The organism is Pseudomonas siliginis (assembly GCF_019145195.1).
GTDB lineage: Bacteria > Pseudomonadota > Gammaproteobacteria > Pseudomonadales > Pseudomonadaceae > Aquipseudomonas > Aquipseudomonas siliginis.
In genome coordinates this window covers 586,664-608,538 of the sequence record NZ_JAHSTW010000001.1, presented here as the reverse complement: position 1 = coordinate 608,538, position 21,875 = coordinate 586,664, and the positions used below count along the sequence as shown (strand labels likewise).

Sequence of the window (21,875 nt, the reverse complement as noted above, 5' to 3'; positions counted from 1 at the left end):
CTGCATTCCCACGCGGAGCGTGGGAACGATCAAGAGGGGGAGAGGGTTACTTCTTCATGATCGAGATGAACAGCTCGGATTCGAGCAAGCGCTGCAACCACACCTGCAAGCGAACGTAAGGTGTCTGCGCAAACCACTCGCGATCAACATGAGCGAACTGTCGGACGAAGGGCAGCAGGGCGATGTCGGCGAGGCTCGGATGCTCGGCCATTAAGTAGTCACGTCCTTCAAGCAACTCATCCAGTTTCTGCAGAAACAACGCACCTTCAGCTCGATAAGCTTCCATCGGCTGCTCGGGGTAGCGCTCGGCGTACTTGTAGCGATTCAATGCCGATTTGAAAATCTGATCATTACCCTCAATCAGTTTTTCCATCCACAGCGCTGCGAACGAGTCGCCGGCCAGCAACCAATCATCCGGATCATTCTGCGCCAACGCCCAGCGCATGATCTGCAGACTTTCATCAATCACCACACCATCGGCATTCAGCACCGGCACGGTGCCCTTGGGCGAGAGCGCGAGCATTTCCGCCGGCTTGTTCTTGAGGCTGACCTCAACGATCTCCACCGGCACGCCCGCATAACGCAGCGCCATTCGCGCACGCATCGCGTAAGGGCAGCGGCGGAAGGAAAACAGCGTGTTCATTTCACCTCCAGCGTGCTCAAACCATTGCCCTGGCGCCGCACCTGAATCTGCACCGGAATCCGCTCATGCATTTCCTGCACATGGGAAATCACCGCGACTTTGCGTCCCTGTGCCTGCAAGCCATCGAGCGCGTCCATGGCCAGTTGCAAGGATTCCGGATCTAGGCTGCCAAAGCCTTCATCGATAAACAGCGATTCGATTTTCAGCGTGCTCGACGCCATCGAGGCCAGACCCAGCGCAAGGGCGAGTGATACGAGGAACGTCTCGCCGCCCGACAACGAATGCACCGAGCGCAGTTCGTCGCCCATTTCCGTGTCCATCACCAGCAGGCCGAGCATGCTGCCGCCACGTTTGAGGCGATAGCGTTTGACCAGTTGGCGCAGCTGCGCGTTGGCGTGATGTACCAGCAGGTCGAGGTTGTAGGCCTGGGCGATCTTGCGGAAGGTGTCGCCGGTGGCCGAGCCGATCAAGGCACTGAGTCGCGCCCAGCGCTGGTACTCGGCATAGGCGTCGGCGATCTGCTGGGCCAGCGCCTGATTGGCGTTCTGTCGGCGCTGGTCTTCAACCTGCTCGGCGCGCAGTTCGGCGCATTGCTGCTCGCTGACGGCGAACTGGTTTTGCAGCTCGGCGAGGGCGCTGTCGAGTTGTTCGGCGTCAAGATTGCCGTCCTGCCGGGCCTGGTGATCAAGCAGACGCTGATCGCGCTCCTGCAACAGGACCTGGGCTTGTTCGATGGCTTTTTCGTTGTGCTGAAGGGTCTGGCGCAGTTCGGCGACTTGAGCGTCATCGAAGCGCAGCAAGTCGTCGAGGCCGCCGTCATCCAGCTCAGGGTGGCTGGCGCGCCAATCGGCGATCTTGCCGGCGAGTGCCTGGTCTTCAGCTTGCAGTGCTTGCAGGCGTTCCTGCTGAGACTTGAGCTCTGCAGCGATTTGCACCAGCTGCGTGCGCACGCTTTGCAGCTCCTCAGCTGTACGGGTTTCGGCGCTACGCGTCTGTTCCACCGCGTGTTCCAACTGCTGCTGCCAATGCTCGGCGTTGCTGTGCTCGCCAAGTAACTGCGCGAGTTTTTCCTGACAGCTTTGCTGCTGCTCGGTCAACGCCGTGAATTGCTGTTCGGCACTGTGCAGCTGCTGAGTGCGCAGCTGCTGGCGATCCTGTTCTTTCTCCAGCGTTTGCTGGCGTTGCTGCTGTTCGCTCAGCTCTTCCTTTTGCTGTTCGAGCTGGGTCAAACGCTCGGCGATCTGCCGGTCCAGCTGCATGAACGTTGCCGCCGGCTCCAGGCGCAATGCCTCAAGTGTGTTGGCGGGCAGCAGCGGGCCGAACGCGCTGAGTTCTTCTTCAAGGCGCTGACGATCGCTGTTGAGTTCATGCTGCTGATGGCTCAGCTGTTGCGCCGCTTGCTGATGCGCCACTTCGGCCTGACGCAATTGTTGCGACAGGCGCGCCGCGTCCTGTTGCAAGGTGAGCAGGGCGCTTTGCCGTTGTTCGTCTTGAGTGATGCTCTGGTTCAACTGCTCGGTCTGGCGGCTGAGCCAGGCGTCGCGTTTGTCGGCGTCCTGATTGAACAGTTGCGCGGCCAGCGGATGCGCGTCGAGGCTCGGGGCCAGGGCTTGTTGCTGCGCCGCGAGTTGTTCCTGTTGCTGCAGCAGCTCTTTCTGTTGTGCGATCACGCCACCGACTTCGCCGCGCAGCTCGATCAGTTTTTCCTTGAGCTGATCGACCACTTGCTGGGCGTTGGCCTGCTCGTTTTCATCGTGACGGCCAAGGCTTTGCAACAGCGCTTCGGGCTGGTGATAGGGATGCTCGTTGCTGCCGCAGACCGGGCAGGGCTGATCGTCCTGCAACTGCGCACGCAACTCTTCGACACTAGCGCTGCGCGCCAGCCGCTGACGTTCAAGCAGTTCGCGAGTGACGCTGAGGGTCTGCTCGGCGACGGTCAGTTCGGCCTTGGTTTTCACCCCGTCTTGGGTCAGGCGTTCGCGTTGCTGCTGCGCGTCGAGCTGACGTTGTTGCAACTCAGCGCTGCGCTTGTCGAGATCCTGTTGAGACGCCCACAGGCGCGACAGGTCTTCGATTGCGCGCAGCTGCTTGCGGTTGTCCTGCAGCAATGTGCCGAGCAGGCCGATCTGTTCGGCGACTGCGTCCGGCTCTGCGCCAGCCTCTTTGAACAGCACTTCCAGTTGCTGCTTGTGCGAGGCCAGTTGCTCAGCACTGTGCGCGGCGTTCTGTTCGAGGGACGCCAGTTCGGTCTGGCCTTTGTTCAAGCGGTTGCCGATCAGCATCAACTGTTGCAAACGGTCGCGATAGGCGCTCCAAGCATCGCTCAACGGCGCCAGATGCGCACTCTGCTCAAGCTCGGTGGCGATGCGTTGCAAACGCTCGGCGACCTCAGCCTGTTTTTCCTGCAAGGCCTGAATCGCGCTCTGGCCATCCTTGAACGCTTGCTCGGCGGTTTGTCGGGCTTCGGCGCTGCTGGCAGTGTCCTTGATCAGACGGGCGAGGGTGCTTTGCTCTTCGAATGCCTGACGCAACAGCGGCGTGTTTTCGCTCTGGCGCTGTTGCGCTTCGCTGAGGGCGACTTTGGCAGCGTCGAGGTTCTGTTCCAGCTGCGTCTGGCGTTCGCCCAGCGTCGCGTGTTGTTGGGTGTGCGCGGCAATCTGTGTCGCCAGTGGCGTCAGCAGCGCATCGAGCTCAGCCTTGCGCGCGAACTGATGACGCTGCGGGCCAAGCTGTTCCAGACGCGTCAGTTTTACCCGCTCGCCGGCCAGTGTCTGCCATTGCTGTTGCGCGGCTTGCAGTTGTTCGCTGGCCGCTTGCTGCGCTTCCTGCAACAGACGCAAATCCTTCAGCCAAACGTGTTGTTGCTCAAGTTGTTTGAGCTGCGCCTGTTGCGCCTTCATCTGTTGCTGCGCGGTGTTGAAACGCTCGTCGAGTTCGGCGCGCGCTTCCGGCGCCAAAGGCGTCACACCGGTGGCCTGATCCTGCAACTGCTTGTGCGCTTCACGGGCTTCTTTGGTCTTGTCGAAGGCGCGGCGGCCGAGGCGGGTGTACAGCGCGGTGTCGGTGAGTTTTTCCAGCAGTTCACTGCGGTCGTTGTCGTCGGCCTTGAGGAACGCGCTGAACTCACTCTGCGCCAGCAGCACAGCGCGAGTGAACTGTTCAAAGTTCAGGCCCAGCGCGGCTTCCAGCTGGGTTTTGTATTCGCCTTTCTGGCTGGCGAGCAGTTGATCCTGATCGATGTCGCGCAGGCTCTGCCGACTGGCCTGGAGTTTGCCGCCAGCCTTCTCGCGAGCACGATTGGCTTCCCAGCGCGCGCGGTAGCGACGGCCATCGACGCCGACAAAATCCACTTCGGCATAGCCTTCACCGGTGCCGCGTCGCAGCAAGGTGCGCGGGTCGCCAGTGGCGATTTCACCGTCGGCATCCGGGACTTTCGCATCACGGCCGGTATTGTTCAGACGCGGCACAGCGCCAAACAGCGCCAGGCACAAGGCATCGAGCAACGTGCTTTTGCCGGCGCCGGTCGGGCCGGTGATTGCAAACAGACCAGCGCTGGCCAGCGGTTCAGCGGTGAAATCAATCTCGAATGGCCCGGCCAGCGAGGCCAGGTTCTTCAAACGAATGGCAAGAATTTTCATGGCTGCTCGCCCTCCAGTTGCACGTCCTGCAGCAGTTCGGCGAAGTCCTTGAGCGTCTGCTCGTCGACCTCGCTGCCGTAGTTGTCGAGCCAGGCGCGGCTGAACAGTTCCTGCGGGGTGAGCTGGTCGAGTTCGATCAGCGTGCTGCCGTCATCGCTGCCATCGGCGCCGCGATTGCCGGCGTATTCAGCGGCGATGCGCACCAGTCGCACGGCTTTGCCTTGCAGTGCGGTTTCCACTTGATGCCGCAGATCCGGCTGCGGCTCGTCAAGGCGCACGCGCACTTCGAGCCAGGGCTGGCGCTGGGTTTCGGCGAGCAGATCGATGTTCGGCAGGTCGGCCAGTTGCAGCAGAATCTCGGCCAGCGGCGCCGGGCCGATGCGCTGCAGATTGACCGAGCGCGGGATCAGTTTCGGCTCGACGCTGATCAGAGTTTCACCCTCGAGGACCACATCGAGAATCTGATGCTGATAACCGATTTCGGAGAACGACAGCGGAATCGGCGAGCCGCTGTAGCGGATGCGCTCCTCACCGTTGACCTTCTGCGGCTTGTGCAAATGGCCGAGGGCGACATAGCTGATGCTTTCGCCGAACAGGCTGGCGGGCAGCGCCTCTGCATTGCCGATGATCAGGCTGCGCTCGGAATCCTCCGACACCGAACCGCCGGCCATGTGCGCGTGGCTGATAGCGATCAACGCCTGACCGGGCTGACGCTTGGCATTCGCCGCCGCGATCAGCCATTCATGCACCTGACCGATGCCGCGCAGATAGTTGTCACCCAGATGCGCGCCAGTGACTTCCGCAGGGCGCAAGAACGGCAGCGCCAGACACCACGCGGCGATTTCTCCCTGCGCATTCGGCAGCGGCAGCAACAAACGTTCGGCGTCGAGCTGCCCGTCATCCAGCCACAAGACCCGACCCAACGCGTGAGTGCGCAAACGCCGCATCAACGGCGCCGGCAATTCGATCCGCGAACCGGAATCATGGTTGCCGGCGATCATCACGATGGTCAGCAACGGCTGCTGTTCGTGAGCGCTGACGATGAAGTCGTAGAGGCGTTCCTGCGCTTTGACCGGCGGATTGACCGTATCGAAGATGTCCCCGGCGATCAGCAGCACATCCGGCTGCGCCAAGTGCAACTGGCGCAGCAGCCATTCGAGAAAACACGCGTGCTCGAAATCGCGCTCCTGGCCGTGCAGGTTTTGCCCAAGGTGCCAGTCGGAGGTGTGGAACAGACGCAAGGTGGACTCCGCATTTTGATCAAGAGGGTGGCCGCGAGGAACAAAGGGCGGCGAGAGGAGGGGAGTTTACTGGCAAATCACGCCCCTTGCCTTGTCGTGTGTCTGCTTGCACCGACAGCGGCGAATATTTCGGTAATCGGCCGATGCGGCTGGCGCTTGTGCATCTGCCGCACTTGTTCACTCAGTCGCAACAACTCTTCACTGGGCTTGGCCCATTGCTCTTTCGGCAGCGGCTCGGACCAGGCGCGCATGACTTCCGGCAGCGCCTGCTTGCCGATTCTTTCCAGACGGCGCACCTCCCATTCGACCAGACGATTGGGAATCGTCCATAAAGTCATGACGTGATACAGGTACCAAAAAAATCCCGACAGCCGCGAGCGGCGGCCTTCACGGATCTGCTGATGCATCTGCGTGCGAGCGTTACGGAAAGTGTGCAGGCCTTCGTGGGGTGGGTCGCCCGGGCCTTGCAGATCCTGCAAATCCTGGATCGATTTGAGGTCGTTGACTTCGTACTCCATGTAACCGCGAATCGCTTCCCAGTGGCTGATCGCAAGCTCCAGGCCGGCGCATTGGAATTCGAGGCTGGTTAGGGTTTCGCCGTGATCAAAACCGATGCCCATGCCGTATTGGCGATGGACGCCAAACTGGGTGGCGCCTTGGGCTTCGATGATCCAGGCGCTGAGCGATTCCCATGGAACGAAGACTGGTTCGGTGGCGCCTTCGGGCATGAAGCAGACTTCGCGGCGTTGGCGGTTGAAGCGGGTTGGAATGAGGGAGAGGCGTTTTTTGTGGACGTGGTGCCAGACGCCCAGGTTAATACACAAACAACAAAAAATGGTCAAAGAGCCCGTACCAATCAAAGCATCGAAAACTCCTTCGATGGCGCCGCATATGTCATTCCACCCCGAACCTGCCAGAAAAAACATAAAACCAGCAATTGCGGGAAAAAGGAACGTGATCATGAAGGTTGCACTAAAGGGCAACCCTACTGTTACCTGCCACATGAACACTTGCGGCGGTCCTATCCCGAATTCCATGAAGACGTGATTCAGTTCACCGATTTGCGGTCCAAAGGGTTGCTGTACGGTAGGCAATGGCAACGGTGCGAGATAGGTGATCTTTCCGCTTGGAAACGGCTCCACATCGCCCGCTTTTCTGATCACCTCACATTGCGCATCAACAACAGGCTCATTGTGATTATTCAGCATGGTCAGCCCATTCGAGGTATTGAGTTTCTACCAGCAGTACCGGAGGGTTTTCCTTGACCGACCCGGTAGCAACAACCGAAAAATGGCCGCCCCGAGGGTCTCCCACCTCGGCCAAGATCAACCGAAACATCCGCATCCAACGCGGTCCCCTGTGGGAGCGAGCCTGCTCGCGAAGGCGCGCAAACAGGCAAAAAACCTCCCTCCCTCTGGTCACAAAACTGCTCTGCATCAGTCCACAGCCCGCCTGCAAACCTCAGCGAAAATCTGCGTAATCGGCCGATGCGGCTGACGCTTGTGCATCCGCCGCACTTGTTCGCTCAGCCGCAACAACTCTTCGCTCGGCTTGGCCCTTTGCTCTTTCGGCAATGGCTCGGACCATTCGCGCATGACTTCCGGCAGCGCCTGTTTGCCGATCCTTTCCAGACGCCGTACTTCCCATTCGACCAAACGGTTTGGAATCGTCCATAAGGTCATGACGTGATACAGGTACCAGAAGAACCCCGAAAGCCGCGAGCGCCGGCCTTCACGGATCTGCTGATGCATCCGCGCGCGGGCGTTACGGAAAGTGTGCAGGCCTTCGTGAGGCGGGTCGTCCGGGCCTTGCAGATCCTGCAAGTCCTGAATCGATTTGAGGTCGTTGACTTCGTACTCCATGTAACCGCGAATCGCCTCCCAATGGCTGATCGCGAGCTCCAGGCCGGCGCATTGGAATTCGAGGCTGGTGAGGGTTTCGCCGTGGTGAAAACCGATGCCCATGCCGTATTGGCGGTGGATGCCAAACTGGGTGGCGCCTTTGGCTTCGATGATCCAGGCGCTGAGCGATTCCCATGGAACGAAGACTGGTTCGGAGGCCCCTTCGGGCATGAAGCAGACTTCGCGGCGTTGGCGGTTGAAGCGGGTTGGGATGAGGTGGAGGCGTTTTTTGTGGTGGTGGTGCCAGACGCCTAGACTGATTGTTAGAGTGAGAAATAAAACCTTTAAGCCAAGTATTTTGGACTCTCGAAAAATCTCTTGTACGTAGGTCCAACTTTCCCACCCGTCTCCGGACGCCAGCCCAAGAATGCCTCCTGCCACAGGTGTCAGACAGACGAACCAGAAAGCAAGACTGAAAGGACCGCCCAAGGTCATCTGCCAAGAAAATATCTGTGGTGAGCCTGTGCCAAGATCCATGTAGACCTGACTGAGTTCGCCTATATGAGGCCCATAGGGGGGTATGGAAGTTGGTAATGGAAGTGGTGCGAGATAAGTGATTTTTCCACTCGAAAATGGTTTGATGCTTCCAGCTTTTCTGGCTTGCTCACAGATCGTCGTGTTAATCGGCTTGTGGGGTTTAATCTGCATGGTCAGCCCGCTCAAGAAACTGGACTTCGACCAGCAGTATTGGTGGTTTCGTTTTTATTTGCTGGGCTCCTACCACCGGAAAGTGGCCCTTTCCCCGTGGATCAAGTTGAATGATACGAGTTCGCGATATCCCCTCACCTTTTTCATTCGTTGACTCAATGCAAACTGCCAACTCAAGGGTTTCTTTCGCGGGCGTGTATTCAGAATCGAGATTGACTGGATACTTAAGACACAGCACTAATCCATCGGAATCAGACTTAGCGATACTTAGACTGGCTAAAATCTCGTCGCTGATAACTTCTCGCTCTTCCCGTAGCACTCCTCGGCTATGCAGCGGAACGGAAATACGATGCGCTCCTATACCTAAACGGTGCTTGGATTTTCCGCCAAAGGGTGGCAGTAATTCACTTAGTGTCAGGCTGGGTATGACTAGATGGATATCGCCGGGTTTGGGTGTGAGCAACAGTTTTCTCAACCATGACACGTCCTGGTTCGAACCGATCTGAACATAGGGAGCGTTGATCAGAAAGGCTAAATAACTTTGATAGTCGTGAAGTGTATGATCGCCACGCATCTCGGCATCTCTACCCCATGGTGTGATCCGTAACCATTTGTCATGAGCACTGATGTTGTAGCGGTTGAACAGCCAGGCCCCGCTCAACTCAAGCAAGGTGAACAACGCGCCGGCAAGATTAAACCGGAAAAAGACTGTAGAGAGACGGGTTCCGGCGGCGGCCCATGCAGTTGTTCTCGCAGCGCTGTTTGATGCAGTGAGTACCTTGTAGCTTGCAGACAAAGTTTGTCCCAGACCATAGGCATTAGCCGACGTCATTCCACTTGCGCCTAAAACTGCGAGCGCGGCGGCCCTCTGTGCCGACGGATTACCACTGCGAATTGACTGTTGCCAATTTTCGAGTTGTTTTGCGAGATTGACTGCTGAGGTTACCAACCCCAGACCGTAGGTAAGAAAGCCCAGTCCGATGTGCAACTTGCCCATTTGTATGTGTACGCTTTGCAATGCCTCGTGCTGAACCCTGGCAATCAGCGCATCGCTACGAGCCTGCAACGCAGTATTGGCAAGGCTTTGCCCTGCAGTGAATCCAGCAGCCCCCGTAGCAGCGAGCGCATTGGCGAAAGGTCCCCACACCCTTTTATTCGCTGTTTGCCTACGCAACTCATGGAAAACTGCTGCCAAATTCACCACCTGCACCAACACCACCAACAACCCCATCCCCTCCGTCCGCACCAGACTCGCCTTCGAAACCCCCGCCACCCCCGCGCGAATATTCTCCAGCAACCCACGCAATTCCCCGTGCTGCGCCGGCGGAAACACCACCGTCAATCCCGCTTTCGCCGGGGTGGCGCCGTACAGCCGTGCCGAGCGATCCGGCAGTTCGTCAATCGGGCTCAACGCCGCCGCGAGGCGGCCTTCGAACAGCGCCAATTGCGTGCGCACGCGGACGATTTCCTGCTGCAATTCCACCGCCCGGGCGGTTTTGTGGCCCTGGCGGTTTTTGTTGTGGGTGAGCTGGTTGCGTTCGCGGTTGAGGGTTTTCAGGTAGTCGCGTTCGCGCAGCACTTCCTTGATCGTGGCTTGCAGCGCCGCTTGTTCCGCCGGGGTGGACACGGTGAAGGTCACGCCGCTGGTTCGCGCGGCGTCGAAGACGCGCAGGCGCAGGGCCTTGGGCAAGCGCTGGAACAGTTCGTCGAGGTCGGGGATTTTCTCGCCGGCAAGATCAAAGCCTTCCAGCGCCCGGCTCAGGCCGAGGTTCAGCGCCGGGCTGTAGGTGTCCTGCACGGCATCGGCGAGGACGCGGCTGTGTGCCGGCAGATCATCCAGCGCGGGCAGCTGCGGCTGCTCGATGCTCTGCAATTTGGCCAGCCAGTCCGGCAGGTTGTTGAACATCGCCATGCCGGCGTTGAACAGCGTTGAATATTGCCCGGCCTGTTCGGTCTGCAAACGCAGCGACAAGGTGTAGAACAACGGGCGGGTCAGTTGCGGGTGTTGTTCGAGGTAATCGAGCATTTGTTCGTTGGCCGCGTCGCTGCGGCCGATGTCCTTGAGGCAGGCGTATTCGCTGGCGAGCGCCTGATCGATCTGCGCTTGGCCGTCGAAATACCAAGCCGAGCGATGGAAACGCCCGGCGCACAGCAGTTGCGCGCGATCGGCGGTGATGCGTTCGAGCAGGCGATTCCAGCGTCCGAGGTTGTCGCGATGACTGTTGAGCACCTCGTCCATGGCCGGGCGGTCGATCAGGTCGTTGATGCCGCGCTTGCCGCTGAGCAGCGGGCCGTCGAGAACGTCCTTCATGCGCCGGCTCTGATCCTTGCCGAGCTCGACCAGTGTGCTGAGGTGGCGCTCGACGAAATCGGCCGGGGCGACTTCAGCAAAATATTCACGGGTATAAAAGCGTCGGTCCGCCTCGGCGGTGACGCGAGCATGTGCGGTGAAATCCGGGGCGACGCCGTCGAAACGGTTCAGCGCCAGCGACTCGTCCAGTGCCTTTTCGCGAAGCTGTTGCAACTCAGGCGTGGCTTCGCCTGCAACTGGCTCGACCTCACCACCCTTGTTCAAATAGTCGAGCAGCGCCTGCCGGGTATTTTCCCGATCCGGCTCGGGCAATTGCTCCAGTTCAGCAAACAATGCCTGGGCGCGCGGATCGTCGCTGGCCTTGGCCAAGGAGTCGAAATCCTGAGCGCCGAGCTGGCTCAGCGACTCGATGTAACTGGCCAGCAGATAGTCGCGCTCGTTGTTGTCGGTGTTGCTCCACTGCTCGATCCAGCCGACCACCAGGTCCTGATAATCAGCCAGATCGCGCATCACGCCGAGGTCGTCGTGGACCAGCAGAAACAGCGTGTCGTCCTGATATGGTCCGCGCACCCGACCAAGAAATTCGCCGATATGCGCCTCGCGAAAACGTCGCGGGTTTTCCCACAGATAGGGTTCGCGTTCGTGCTCCGGCGCGTCGCTGACCTGCACCGTCGGCATCCGCGTGGCGTCCGCCTCGGCCAGCGGTTTCGCTGTGCAGGCCACTTCCGCCAGCCATTGTTTGGCCTGGGCCACGGTGAGCAGATGCTCGCCGCCGATCAGACAATGCACCGGGCCGAGATCGACCGCCTGCATGAAGTGCTCGCGCTCCTCCGCGCTGTCCAGCACCTGTCGGCACTTCGCCGCGCTCAACTGCACATCGGCGAAGGTCACGTAGAGGGTGCTTTTACGCGAGAAGATCAAAGCCGGACGTTCTTCGATGGCGCTGCGCTGATCCTCGCTGACGCTTTTGCCGCGATGCAGCAATGCGCTGATCACGCCGTCGAGCACGCGGTATTCGTACAGCTCACCGCTGAGACTGTCGACGATGTACAGCCAACCATCGCGCAGGCGGCGGATGCCCATGGGACGCGTGGTCAGGGTGTAAGGCAGCGTGATTTCGGTGCTGGGGTCGAAGGGTTTTTCCACCAGGCCGTACGCAAGGGGCAGCAGTTGCACGTGGGTGTTGCGCAAGGGGCAGGCGGCGGGTGCACCAATGGGCGCTTTCGAGGCGGCAGCTGCCGCGAGGTTGGCGGGGTGCATCATTGAGCACATTTCCCTGTGTCTGTTTGTGACGGAGAAATGTGCGTGTATCTGGAAAACGACAGCAGTCAGATCTTTCTGTGTATTGCGTAGGAATCGAACACTCGGGATGAAACCTACGAGGGATCGTCTGAAATCTTACAGAGGTTACTTCGGATGAATCGTGAGTAACGCTGAAGGCGTACCCGCGCTCGCAAACCGACGCAGGGCAAACAGAGCCTTTAACAGGCGCATTGCCCGAGGATACGAGCTGTACCGCTCATCGAAACCGATTGTTCAACCAATCCATTGATTGACGCCAAAAAGGTGGCCACCTAATATCATGTCGGCTGGTGCGCTAGTGCAGAGACGCCAGCGACTCTTTGCGCTCATCCGCGCCGCTGTCCGGCCGAGCATGGCACCTGATCAGACCGATTATTGCCCGTTGCAGGATCTTCTACATGGACGTTCGTCGTACGTATTTCTCGCGCACCAGTCTCCTGCCCCTGTGGGCGAACTCATCAGTTCATTGGCATGCCCAAGCGCGGACAGACGTTCCTGCTGGCAAACATCATGGTCTTGCAGCCACTATGAGCGCAGTCCGATGGCATCGTCGTTGCCAATCCCAGTATCTCGCTGGATCGTGCGGGTAATGGAGCAGAACCAGGGACAAAACAAGTTCTGATAAACAGAGGTCTGTCCCCCCGAGGTCCCCCGTGGCGGAAAATCGTGTCTGGAGCCCATGCAATGCATCTGATCAACTCTTTACCCTTCGTCATCGACACTGAACCCTATGACGCGTGGAAGCAGCAATGGGCAAATCAGGAAGGCCTGGATATTCATTCGTATATCAACGACCAATGCCACCCGGAACAGATATTGATGTTTTCCACGTTGCTGTTCCCGACGTTCATCGTGTCTGAGGGAGGCGTCTTCCTCGAGCGAAATTTTTCACACGAAGCGTTCGCGCGCTGCGTGAACCTGGCCGCTGGCGACATGGCGGAGGTTGAGCGGCTTATGAATTATGTGAAGATTTATGATGTTTTTGGCCAATACGGAAATGGTGTATTGCCCAGAATATTTCTTCAGCTGTGCGAGATGATCGGGTTTGCCTGGCGAATGGTGTTGAAGGAGAAATTCCCGGACACATTATTCACTGTCGAGGTGTCGAACTCGGATGAGAATTACGGCCCGGTGGTTACGTTTTATCAGGTGAAACAATGATTGATCCCTTCCCAATGCCTCGCTGATAAAAGATTTTTTGTCTTGATGCGCCCACCTCAAGAGCGTGGGCGAGCTTTTACGTTTCTTGAGCTGAGCCACCAATACAATGCCTAAATTTTCCTGTGTGTGCGGTCAGATAATCAATTTGTCTCATGGTACGTCCGAGTTAGAGTTTTCAATAGTTGCCGAGCGAAAGATAGATGAGCTGGGTGCTGCCTTGGCAGATCGTTGGTTGTCTGAGGAAGAGTTCTATCAGCAGATAGGTGCGGGTGCTACTACTGTTTATCGCTGCAATAAATGCGATCGGCTACATATTGATCAAGGTGGCGGTCAATTTTCTTCCTATACCAAGGAAGTACGTTAGGACGCGCCCACATGCGTTGCGGAGAAAGAGTGGAAACCGGATTATTCGCCAGCAAGAGGCTTCAAATGAACTTTTCAATTGCGGAGTACGGAGCGGTCGGCCCTTTGAATGGAAAGTTGTCCAAAGGTCAAGTGCGCGACATTCTTGGGCCCGGTTTCGAAGTGTTCTGGAAAACCGCTGACTCCCTGAATACTACGGATGCTTATTTTCAGCTCGACCTTCATGTCTACTACGACGCGCGAGATATGGTTAAAGGGGTAGAGTTTTTCGAAAGAAGCACGGTGTCCTGGAACGGCCACAAGCTGGTAGGCGAAACATCCACGGACGTGTTGGCTTTGTTTCGTCGCCACGGTATTGATCCCGTCATTGACGATGACGGATTTGAAGTCGGTGAGTTGGGTATGGGGTTTTACGTTGACGATGACGACGACTTGATCACCACTTTATATGTCAATCTGCGCCGCGAAAATTCATTCAACGGCGTCGTGCTCTAACAGGAGCCAGAGATGATCATCTGCCCAAGATGTCAGCAGGATTACATTGTCTGTGCCCATGTCAAGGCCACTGGGAAAGAGTTATTCATGTGCCCAGAGTGCGACGCTACCTGGTTTTCAGTTGAGGCGATCGGCGTTGCGCCTTTTCTGGATTTTGGGACTTATATGGAAAGCATAGGCTTGTCGATGCTGTGGGACGAGTTGGACATTGTTCCGTGCCCAGTTGATTTTGAAAGGAAGTGATGTTGGTGTTTGATCTGTCAAGTCGCGGTGATCTGGGGTTGATTCACGCTGGCATGTCCCGAGAAGAATCAAGGAAGGCGCTTGGTGGTCGGTTTGAGGCGTTTTACAAAGCCGAAGATTCGACAGTTCCGACTGACGCTTACGATGATTTAGGCGTGCACATTTACTTTGATGAGCGCTACCGGGTCGTTGGCGTTGAGTTTTTGAAATGGAGTGAGCTTGTTTGGGACAACCAGAAACTGGTCGGTGAGAATGCGCTTGTGGTTCGACAGTTTTTGGCCAAGCGAGGAGAGGTTCTGGTTTTCAATAATTCAGGCTTCAGTGTTACTGGCGTGGGTTTAAGGTTTTATGTGCCTGATTTCGATGAAGGCGACGCCATCGTTGAGGCTGTCTACGTAGAGTTGTCCGTGTAAGACGCACCAGAAAATCAGGCTCATAGATCTTCTGGGACTGCGTAGCTTTCCCTAATTACTCGCTGAGAACGCATTTATAGAATTGCAATTTTTTTATCATAGGGCTGGCACTCACCCAGTATTGGGTGAGGTTTTTCATGACATGGCGCAAGTGAGCCCAGGTCAAGAGGGAGTTCAACGGTATGAGCTATATGTCTGCTCTGTTCTTGGCGCTATTGCCCAATACTCCGGGGCTTGTGATCGCCTGCTTGAGTCCTTAACGTCAGTAATGAACGGCACTCAGCTATCAGTCTGTGAAGGCGGAAATGATGTTGTCCTGAATATTGATGCGAGTGGTGTACAGGTCGATATAAACATAAACGATGACTGGATCGGTCAGCCTGAAAGCAAATTCAGCTTGGAAGAGTGGAAGAAAATTATTGAAAGCTGGAAGTATTTGCTGGAATTGCCAAAGGGGTCCGATGAAATTGTGCTGGTCAAGCTCCCCTAGGTTCGACGGTACTCATGGATCAGTATTTATGAGAATCAAAAGATCGCAGCCTTCGGCAGCCCCCTACACAATCCGTAGGCGCTACCAAAGGCTGCGATCTTTCGCTTTTCACTTCGGATAAAGCGGCGGCAATCCACTATCACCCACCGGATCCTGCACCCGTTCCGCCGCGGGAATAGTTCGAATCGCCCGCCACAAATCCTCACCCTGCCAGTGCTGCCCGGTCTCGCTGTACAGCGCACCATTCAACCCATCCAGTGCATCCGACAACGGCACGAACCGCGCGGCCATGTCTGCCAGTGTCTCCGGTTGTTGCCGCGCCCAGGCGTCCAGTGCCTGGCGGGTGGCGTGGGGGTCGTTGGCCTGGCTGGCGCGTTTGATGTCGTCGAGCAGGGTGCGTGGGCTCGGGCCGGTCTGGGCGGCGCGGTGGATTGCCGGTTGCCAGCGGGCGCGCCACCAGAGGCCGAAGCCGAGCAGGGTGGTGCAGGCGAGGATCAGGGTGCTGAGTTTCCACCACCACAGGGTGTCGTTGTCGGGCGTGCTCGGTTGCAGGGTGCCGGCCGGGGTGTCGATCTGCAGGCTGGGGTTGTTCGCCACTTGCAGGGTGCGCGCGGGCAGGCTGCTGTGTTCGAGGTGGTCTTCGAAGGTGTTCCACCAGACCACGTCGACGGTTGGCAGGTCGATTGCGCCGCTGCGGCTTGGCACCAGGGCTTCGCGTTCTTCGCGGCTGCCGATGATCCCGCGATCGCTGCTCTGGTTGCTCAGCACCGGTTGGTCGGGGTAGCGGCGCAGGCCGTTGACGTCGGTGGCGGGCAGGGCTGGCAGTTGCGAGCTGGCGAGGCCTTCGACTTTCAGGGTCAGGCTACGGGTCAGTGAGTCGCCGACTTGGGTGTGATCCGGTTCCGGGCTCCAGCTTTCGCTGAGGCTGAGGTTGCGCGCCGGCAGCCAGGGTGCATCGACCGGGTAGGTCAGCGGTTTCGGTTTGACCGTCAGCGGAATCGACGCCGAGCTGACGCGCATCAGTTTGCCGGGCTTCGGCCCCGAGGCGTCTGCCGATGGCGCGGTATCGACCAGCGTGGCGCTGAAAGTCTGCGGGGCGATCGTCAGCAGGCCGCTGTGTTGCGGATAGATCGCGTAGCGCATCTCGATCACGCCGTGGCGCAGACCGTTGATGTCTTTCTCGTAGGTGCGCGTGTCGCCGAGCTGCTCGATGCGCGCATCGGCGATTTGCAGCGGGCTGAGGCTGCTGTCGTCGTACAGCGAGACTGAATGATAGATGCGCAGGGTCAGGATGGCCTGGGCCTGCACGTAAACGCTGGTCTGATCGAGGCTGGCTTCGATGAACACCGGATCAAGGCTGTTGTTGTCTTCGCGGTTATCGCTGGCGATCACCTGCACGGTGATCGGCTGGCTCTGCGCTTCGCCCAGTTGCAGCGGCGGAATCACTACGCTGCCGTTCTCTTTCGGCAGCAGGGTGATGATCCAGCGTGTGGTCGCGCGGTTGTCGCCGTTGAGGGTGTTGAGCTGGTTGACCTGGCGCGTGCCGCGCACTTCGAACAGCGCTTCCAGTGCCGACAGATCGGGCTTGCCGAACTGGGTGACGTCGTCAGTTTCGAGGGTGAGCTCGACCGTCTCGCCGGAGTTCAGGCGACTGCGATCCACGCTGGCGGTCAGCTCGGCCGCCTGAGCGGTGGCCGTGCAGATCAGCAGGGGCAGCAAGAGAGCGGCGAAGCGGGTCATCGATTGTTTTCCTGATCCTGATGTTGTTGCTGTTCGTACCAGAATTTGCGCCTGAGCAGTTCGCCCGGGTCGTCCGGGATCTTGCCCAGCCATTGCTCGAGCGCCTGACGCTGCTCGCCTTCGAGGTTGTTCTCGCTCGGGCGCAGGGTCGGCACCGTGTCGGTTTCCTCTTCCTCGTTGCTGCCGGGGATTTCATTGGGGCCTGGCAGCGGCGGGGCGGTCGGCGGCGGTTCGCTGGCCGACTCGGCCGGTTGCGCCTCGCTCTGGGTTTCACTGCTCACCGCCGGAGGGGGCGCGGTGGTGGGCGAGGGCTCATCGCCGGGCAGACTTTGTTCGTTCGGCTGGTTGTCCGGCTCGGGCGGCGGCGGGGCGTTTTTCTGCTTCAGCAGGTTTTCCACCAGCGCCTTGTTGGTCTGCGCCGGACGCAGATCCGGTTGCAGTTCCAGCGCCTGTTCGTAGGCATCGATCGCCGCTTCCAGCTCGCCGCCTTTGGCCAAGGCGTTGCCACGATTGTAGTGGGCGCGGGCATCGCTGCCCTCGGCAAAACGCTGAGCGGCGCCACTGTAGTCGCCGGCCTCATACAACGCCACCCCTTGCCACTGATGATCGTCAAAATGCTGCGCGGCTTCGGCCGGGCGTTTCTGCTTGAGCAGATGCAAACCTTGCTGGTCGGGGCGCAACCACAAGTCTTCGAAGTCGAAAGCGTAGCTCGGTTGCGGCAGGCACCACAGCAGCGGCAGGCAGAACAGCCAGCCACGGCGCCCGGCACACGCAGCCAGCAGCAACAGCGGCAACAGCAGCCAATAGCCCTGATCGGCCCACGTATCGAGGCGCACGGTCTGGCCGTCGTCGCGCAGGCTGCGCGGGCCGTTGAGCAGGCCAAGGGCGCCGAGATCGGCCTCGTCGAGTCGCGCCGGGTGGTACTCGCCGCCGACGCTGTTGAGGAATGTCGCCAGACCAGGACTGTCGAGTTGCGGCACGCGGATCGCGCCTTGCTCGTCCTTGAGGAAACTGCCGTCCTCCTGGGCAATCGGCGCACCTTCGGCGGTGCCGATGCCGAGCATCAGCAGTTGCGTCGACTCGCCATTGAGCGCGCGACGAATGCCTCGCCGTTCTTCTTCATTGAGCGACGAACCTATCAGCAGAATCCGTCCCTGTCCCAGCGCACCTTGCTTGAGCAAGGCCAGCGCCTTGCCCACGGCCAGATCGGCGCGGTGGCCGGCTTCCGGCATCAGCGACGGCTTCAGCGCGTCGAGCAGGTTGCGGCTGGTGGCCAGATCATCCGACAGCGGCACCAGCGTGTGCGCGCTGCCGGCATAAACGACGATGGCGGTCTGCGCATCGCTGCGCGCCTGCAACAGGTCGAACAGCTTGCGCCGCGCCTGTTCGAGACGCGTCGGTGGCGAGTCGGTGGCGAGCATCTCCGGGGTCAGTTCGAGCACGACTACCAGCGGGTCGGCGGGTTTCTGGCTGGTCTGTTCGACGCGCTCCCAGCTCGGCCCGAGCAAGGCCAGAATGGTCAGCAACCACGCCACACCAAGGGCGATCCACGGCAGTTTGCTCTGGCGACCGCTGCCGCCGCTGAGCAACGCGGCATGGAACGCCGGCGGCAGAATCATCTGCCAGCGACCGGCGCGTTTCTGTCGGTGCCAGAGTTGCCAGAGCAGCCAGCCGAGCAGCGGCAACAGCAACAGCCACCAAGGGCGGAACCAGTGCGGCCAGAGCGCGATCATCGGCGCCTCCGCAGACGCAAACGCTGCAAGCGCTGACGCCAGTCCGGCAGTGGACTTTGCAAATACAGTTGCTTGGTAAACAGGCGTTGCAGCGGATTGTCCGGCCACAGCTCACGGACGACCAGCAACAGGCTCAACCACAGCGCCAAGGCCAGCGGCCATTGATACAAGGCTTGCGCCGGGCGTGCCTGAGTCGGTTGCTGGGTCACCGGTTCCAGCTGATCGAGGGTGTCCTTGATCGCTTGCAGCTCCAGGCCGTCATGGGCGCGGAAGTACTGGCCGCCGGTGATTTCGGCGATGGCCTTGAGCGCCGGTTCGTCCAGATCAAGGCTCGGATTAACCCCGAGCAGGCCGGTCGAGCCGCTGTCCTCGGGATTGGCGCCGATGCCGATTGGATAGATTCTGACGCCTTCGCTGGCGGCCAGTTTTGCGGCGGTCAGCGGATTGATTTCGCCGCCGTTGTTGGCGCCGTCGGTGACCAGAATCAGCACGCGACTTTGCGCCGGGCGCAGACGCAGACGTTTCAGGGCCAGACCGATGGCATCGCCGATCGCGGTGTTTTTGCCAGCGATACCGATCCGCGCTTCGTCGAGCCAGATGCGAACGGTGCGCCGATCGAAGGTCAGCGGCGCTTGCAGGTAGGCCTGGCTGCCGAACAGGATCAGGCCGACGCGGTCGCCGTCGCGGCTTTCGAGGAAATCACCGAGCAAGTGCTGCACCAGCGACAGGCGACTGACTTCTTCGTCCTGCCACTGCATGTCGGGAAAATCCATCGAACCGGACACGTCCACCGCCACCAGCAGATCACGGCCACTGGCGGCAATCGGCAGCGGTTCGCCGAGCCATTGCGGGCGGGCGGCGGCGATCAGCAGAATCAGCCACAGCAAGATAAACGGCGCCTGCTGCCGCCAGGCCGGCAAGTTGGCGCGGGCGCGGCGGCGGGCGAGGCCTTCGAGGTCGGCGAGGAAACTCACTTTGAGCGCCGGCTCGCCGCTGTCGGCCACCGGCAGGACAAGACGCATCAGCCACGGCAGCGGCAACAGCACGAAGATCCACGGCCAGGCGAACTCAAACATGTTTGCGAATCCACGTGTCGACCGCTTGGGTCAGGCCGGCGATGGCTTTGTCGTCGAGTTTGCATTCCGGCTTGTACGCGCCTTCGACCAGCACCATCCAGCGCGTCAGGCCAGCAGCGGGGCAGCGGTTATCGAGGAAGGCCAGCCATTTGCGCCCGTTGAGGGTGTGGCTCTGGCTGTACGGATAGTGGTTGCGGCACAGGCGTTTGAGCAGGCCGTTGAGTTGTTGTAGCCAGGCGCCGGCCGGAGCGCCGTCGTAGGGTTTGGGCATTTGCGCCAGTTCGGCGAGCGCGGCGATGCGTACCGGGTCCAGCGGTTGCTCGGCGCGCACCACCGGGCGTTCTTTCATCGGAATGAAACGGCGCAGCTTCCACACGGCAAAACCCAGCAGCGGCAACAGCAGAAGCAGCAGCCACCAGCCCGGCGCCGGTGGCCAGAAGGCGATCGGCGGCGGCGAGATCAGCGGTTGCAGTTGTTCGAGGCCGTTCATCGACCTTTCCCCGGACGCTGCGGGTTGAGGAACTCGCGCATCTGCTCGACCATTTCGCTCTGCGTGCTCAACGGCATCAGCAACACCCGCAGCTTTTGTGCGAGTAATTCCCAGCGAGCGATGCGCGCTTCGGCCTGGGCGCGGTAGGTCTGGCGCAGGTCGAAGTTCAGCGTGTCGATTTCCAGCTGCGCGCCACGTTCGGCGAAGCGCAGCAGGCCGGCGGCGGGCAGGGCGTGATCGAGTGGGTCGGACAGCGGCAACATCAGCAGATCGCAATGCCGCGCCAGCAAACTCAACTGCTGCTCGGCGCTGTCGGACAACGCGCGCTCATCGCAAATAACGATGGCCAGACTGCCCGGACGCAGCACTTCCCGCGCGCGGCGCAGGGCCACGCCGAAGGCATCGCGATCCGGCTCGCGCTCGCTGTGCAGCGACTGATTGACCTTGACCAGACGGTTGAGCAATTGCAACAGGCTCTGCTTGCTGCGGCGAGGCTTGATTTCGTAGTGCTCGTTGTCGCCGAACACCAACCCGCCAACCCGGTCGTTGTGCCCCAGCGCGGCCCAGCCGATCAACGCCGCGACCTGCGCCGCCAGTACCGATTTGAACATCAGCCCCGAGCCGAAAAACAACCGCGTGCTTTGCTCGACCATGATGAAAATCGGTCGCTCGCGCTCTTCGTGGAACAGCTTGGTGTGCGGTTCCTGCGTGCGCGCGGTGACGCGCCAGTCGATGGTGCGCACATCGTCACCGGCCTGATACACCCGCACCTGATCGAAGTCGACGCCACGCCCACGGAATTTCGAGTGATGCAGGCCGATCAGCGGGCTGCGCTGACTCGGCGTGGAAAACAGCTGTACCTCGCGCACGCGGTGACGCATCTCGATCAGCTCGGCGAGGCTGATGCGGATACCGGGTTCGGAGGGCAGGGCGGCGTTCATGGGGGTCAAGCGACGGCGACGACGCCGAGAATCCGCTGCACCACGCGATCCTGATCGATGCCAGCGGCTTCGGCTTCGAACGACAGAATGATGCGATGGCGCAACACGTCGAACAGTACGGCCTGAATGTCTTCCGGGCTGACGAAGTCGCGACCGGCCAGCCAGGCGTGGGCGCGGGCACAGCGATCGAGGGCAATCGAACCGCGCGGACTGGCACCGTAAGCGATCCATTCGGCCATTTCCGGATCGAACTTGGCCGGGTTGCGCGTGGCCATGACCAGTTGCACCAGGTACTCCTCCACGGCGTCGGCCATGTACAAACCAAGGATTTCCTTGCGCGCGGCGAAGATCGCCTGCTGACTGACCCGACGCTCGGGCTTGGTCTCACCGTTCAACGCCTCGCCACGGGCCTGCTGGAGGATGCGCCTTTCGACAGCGGCGTCGGGGAAGCCGATTTTCACGTGCATGAGGAAACGGTCGAGCTGAGCTTCCGGCAGCGGATAGGTGCCTTCCTGTTCGATCGGGTTCTGCGTGGCCATCACCAGAAACAGCGGCGACAGCTCATAGGTGCTGCGCCCGACGCTGACCTGACGCTCGGCCATCGCTTCGAGCAAGGCCGATTGCACCTTGGCCGGCGCGCGGTTGATTTCGTCGGCCAGCACCAGGTTGTGGAAGATCGGCCCTTGCTGGAAGACGAAACTGCCGGTTTCCGGACGGTAGATTTCGGTGCCGGTGATGTCGGCCGGCAGCAGGTCGGGGGTGAACTGAATTCGATGGAACTGGGCTTCGATGCCCTCGGCGAGTTCTTTGATCGCTTTGGTCTTGGCCAGACCGGGAGCGCCCTCGACCAGCATATGGCCGTCGGCGAGCAGGGCGATGAGCAAGCGCTCGATGAGTTTTTCCTGGCCGAGAATCTGCGTTGAAAGAAAGGTTCGCAGCGCCAGCAGCGCTTCACGATGTTCCATCGGTGACTGTTCCTGGAAAGGGGGTGGCCGGGGCGTTCGGATAACGCCGGGGCTGGGGGCGTTACTTTAATCCATCGTGGG

Annotated in this window: 18 protein-coding genes; 6 read left to right on the top strand and 12 right to left on the bottom strand. The window is 59.8% G+C overall.

Going from position 1 to position 21,875, the window contains the following annotated elements:
* Positions 1-46: 46 nt before the first annotated feature.
* From KVG87_RS02545 to KVG87_RS02520, 6 genes are all read right to left on the bottom strand, one after another.
* On the bottom strand, positions 47-643 hold the full coding sequence (locus tag KVG87_RS02545) for a glutathione S-transferase (protein ID WP_217849056.1): 597 nt from the start codon (positions 641-643) through the stop codon (positions 47-49).
* On the bottom strand, positions 640-4,281 hold the full coding sequence (locus KVG87_RS02540; RefSeq protein ID WP_217849054.1) for an AAA family ATPase: 3,642 nt from the start codon (positions 4,279-4,281) through the stop codon (positions 640-642). Before KVG87_RS02540 ends, KVG87_RS02545 begins: the two co-directional genes overlap by 4 nt.
* The gene (locus KVG87_RS02535; RefSeq protein ID WP_217849052.1) at positions 4,278-5,522 is read right to left on the bottom strand and encodes an exonuclease SbcCD subunit D C-terminal domain-containing protein; all 1,245 of its coding nucleotides are present in this window, start codon (positions 5,520-5,522) and stop codon (positions 4,278-4,280) included. Before KVG87_RS02535 ends, KVG87_RS02540 begins: the two co-directional genes overlap by 4 nt.
* 77 nt (positions 5,523-5,599) lie before the next feature.
* Complete coding sequence (locus tag KVG87_RS02530) at positions 5,600-6,730, bottom strand: hypothetical protein (protein ID WP_217849050.1); 1,131 nt, start codon at positions 6,728-6,730, stop codon at positions 5,600-5,602.
* 228 nt (positions 6,731-6,958) lie between these two features.
* Positions 6,959-7,594, bottom strand: a complete 636-nt coding sequence (locus KVG87_RS25835) for a hypothetical protein (RefSeq protein ID WP_225930740.1) — start codon at positions 7,592-7,594, stop codon at positions 6,959-6,961.
* 466 nt (positions 7,595-8,060) lie between these two features.
* Positions 8,061-11,642 carry a toxin VasX gene (locus tag KVG87_RS02520; protein WP_367616660.1) on the bottom strand — a complete coding sequence of 1,194 codons (3,582 nt, stop codon included), beginning with the start codon at positions 11,640-11,642 and terminating at the stop codon, positions 8,061-8,063.
* A gap of 726 nt (positions 11,643-12,368) precedes the next feature.
* On the opposite strand from KVG87_RS02520, the gene KVG87_RS02515 reads away from it, so the two are divergent.
* From KVG87_RS02515 to KVG87_RS02495, 6 genes are all read left to right on the top strand, one after another.
* Positions 12,369-12,845, top strand: coding sequence for a hypothetical protein (locus tag KVG87_RS02515; RefSeq protein WP_122746075.1), 477 nt, complete (start codon positions 12,369-12,371; stop codon positions 12,843-12,845).
* 106 nt (positions 12,846-12,951) lie between these two features.
* Complete coding sequence (locus KVG87_RS26405) at positions 12,952-13,209, top strand: DUF8617 domain-containing protein (RefSeq protein WP_496198648.1); 258 nt, start codon at positions 12,952-12,954, stop codon at positions 13,207-13,209.
* Between the two features lie 65 nt (positions 13,210-13,274).
* The gene (locus KVG87_RS02510; RefSeq protein WP_217849046.1) at positions 13,275-13,703 is read left to right on the top strand and encodes a hypothetical protein; all 429 of its coding nucleotides are present in this window, start codon (positions 13,275-13,277) and stop codon (positions 13,701-13,703) included.
* 12 nt (positions 13,704-13,715) lie between these two features.
* Positions 13,716-13,946: a hypothetical protein gene (locus KVG87_RS02505; protein ID WP_225930737.1), complete on the top strand. Its 231-nt coding sequence runs from the start codon at positions 13,716-13,718 to the stop codon at positions 13,944-13,946.
* Positions 13,946-14,359 (top strand): hypothetical protein, encoded by a 414-nt coding sequence (locus tag KVG87_RS02500; protein ID WP_217849044.1) that lies wholly within the window; start codon positions 13,946-13,948, stop codon positions 14,357-14,359. The genes KVG87_RS02505 and KVG87_RS02500 overlap by 1 nt, the downstream gene beginning before the upstream one ends.
* Before the next feature lie 142 nt (positions 14,360-14,501).
* On the top strand, positions 14,502-14,849 hold the full coding sequence (locus KVG87_RS02495; RefSeq protein WP_225930736.1) for a hypothetical protein: 348 nt from the start codon (positions 14,502-14,504) through the stop codon (positions 14,847-14,849).
* Between the two features lie 108 nt (positions 14,850-14,957).
* On the opposite strand, the gene KVG87_RS02490 is transcribed toward KVG87_RS02495, so the two are convergent.
* The 6 genes from KVG87_RS02490 to KVG87_RS02465 are packed head-to-tail and all read right to left on the bottom strand — an operon-like array spanning position 14,958 to position 21,794.
* Complete coding sequence (locus tag KVG87_RS02490; RefSeq protein WP_217849042.1) at positions 14,958-16,589, bottom strand: BatD family protein; 1,632 nt, start codon at positions 16,587-16,589, stop codon at positions 14,958-14,960.
* Positions 16,586-18,322 (bottom strand): tetratricopeptide repeat protein, encoded by a 1,737-nt coding sequence (locus KVG87_RS02485; RefSeq protein WP_217849040.1) that lies wholly within the window; start codon positions 18,320-18,322, stop codon positions 16,586-16,588. The genes KVG87_RS02490 and KVG87_RS02485 overlap by 4 nt, the downstream gene beginning before the upstream one ends.
* The gene (locus tag KVG87_RS02480) at positions 18,319-19,398 is read right to left on the bottom strand and encodes a vWA domain-containing protein (RefSeq protein WP_217849037.1); all 1,080 of its coding nucleotides are present in this window, start codon (positions 19,396-19,398) and stop codon (positions 18,319-18,321) included. The genes KVG87_RS02485 and KVG87_RS02480 overlap by 4 nt, the downstream gene beginning before the upstream one ends.
* Complete coding sequence (locus KVG87_RS02475) at positions 19,391-19,888, bottom strand: DUF4381 domain-containing protein (protein WP_217849035.1); 498 nt, start codon at positions 19,886-19,888, stop codon at positions 19,391-19,393. The genes KVG87_RS02480 and KVG87_RS02475 overlap by 8 nt, the downstream gene beginning before the upstream one ends.
* On the bottom strand, positions 19,885-20,829 hold the full coding sequence (locus KVG87_RS02470) for a DUF58 domain-containing protein (RefSeq protein WP_016774988.1): 945 nt from the start codon (positions 20,827-20,829) through the stop codon (positions 19,885-19,887). The genes KVG87_RS02475 and KVG87_RS02470 overlap by 4 nt, the downstream gene beginning before the upstream one ends.
* A 5-nt stretch (positions 20,830-20,834) precedes the next feature.
* Entirely contained in the window at positions 20,835-21,794 is a 960-nt protein-coding gene (locus tag KVG87_RS02465) for an AAA family ATPase (RefSeq protein WP_217849033.1), read from the bottom strand.
* Positions 21,795-21,875 lie beyond the last annotated feature (81 nt).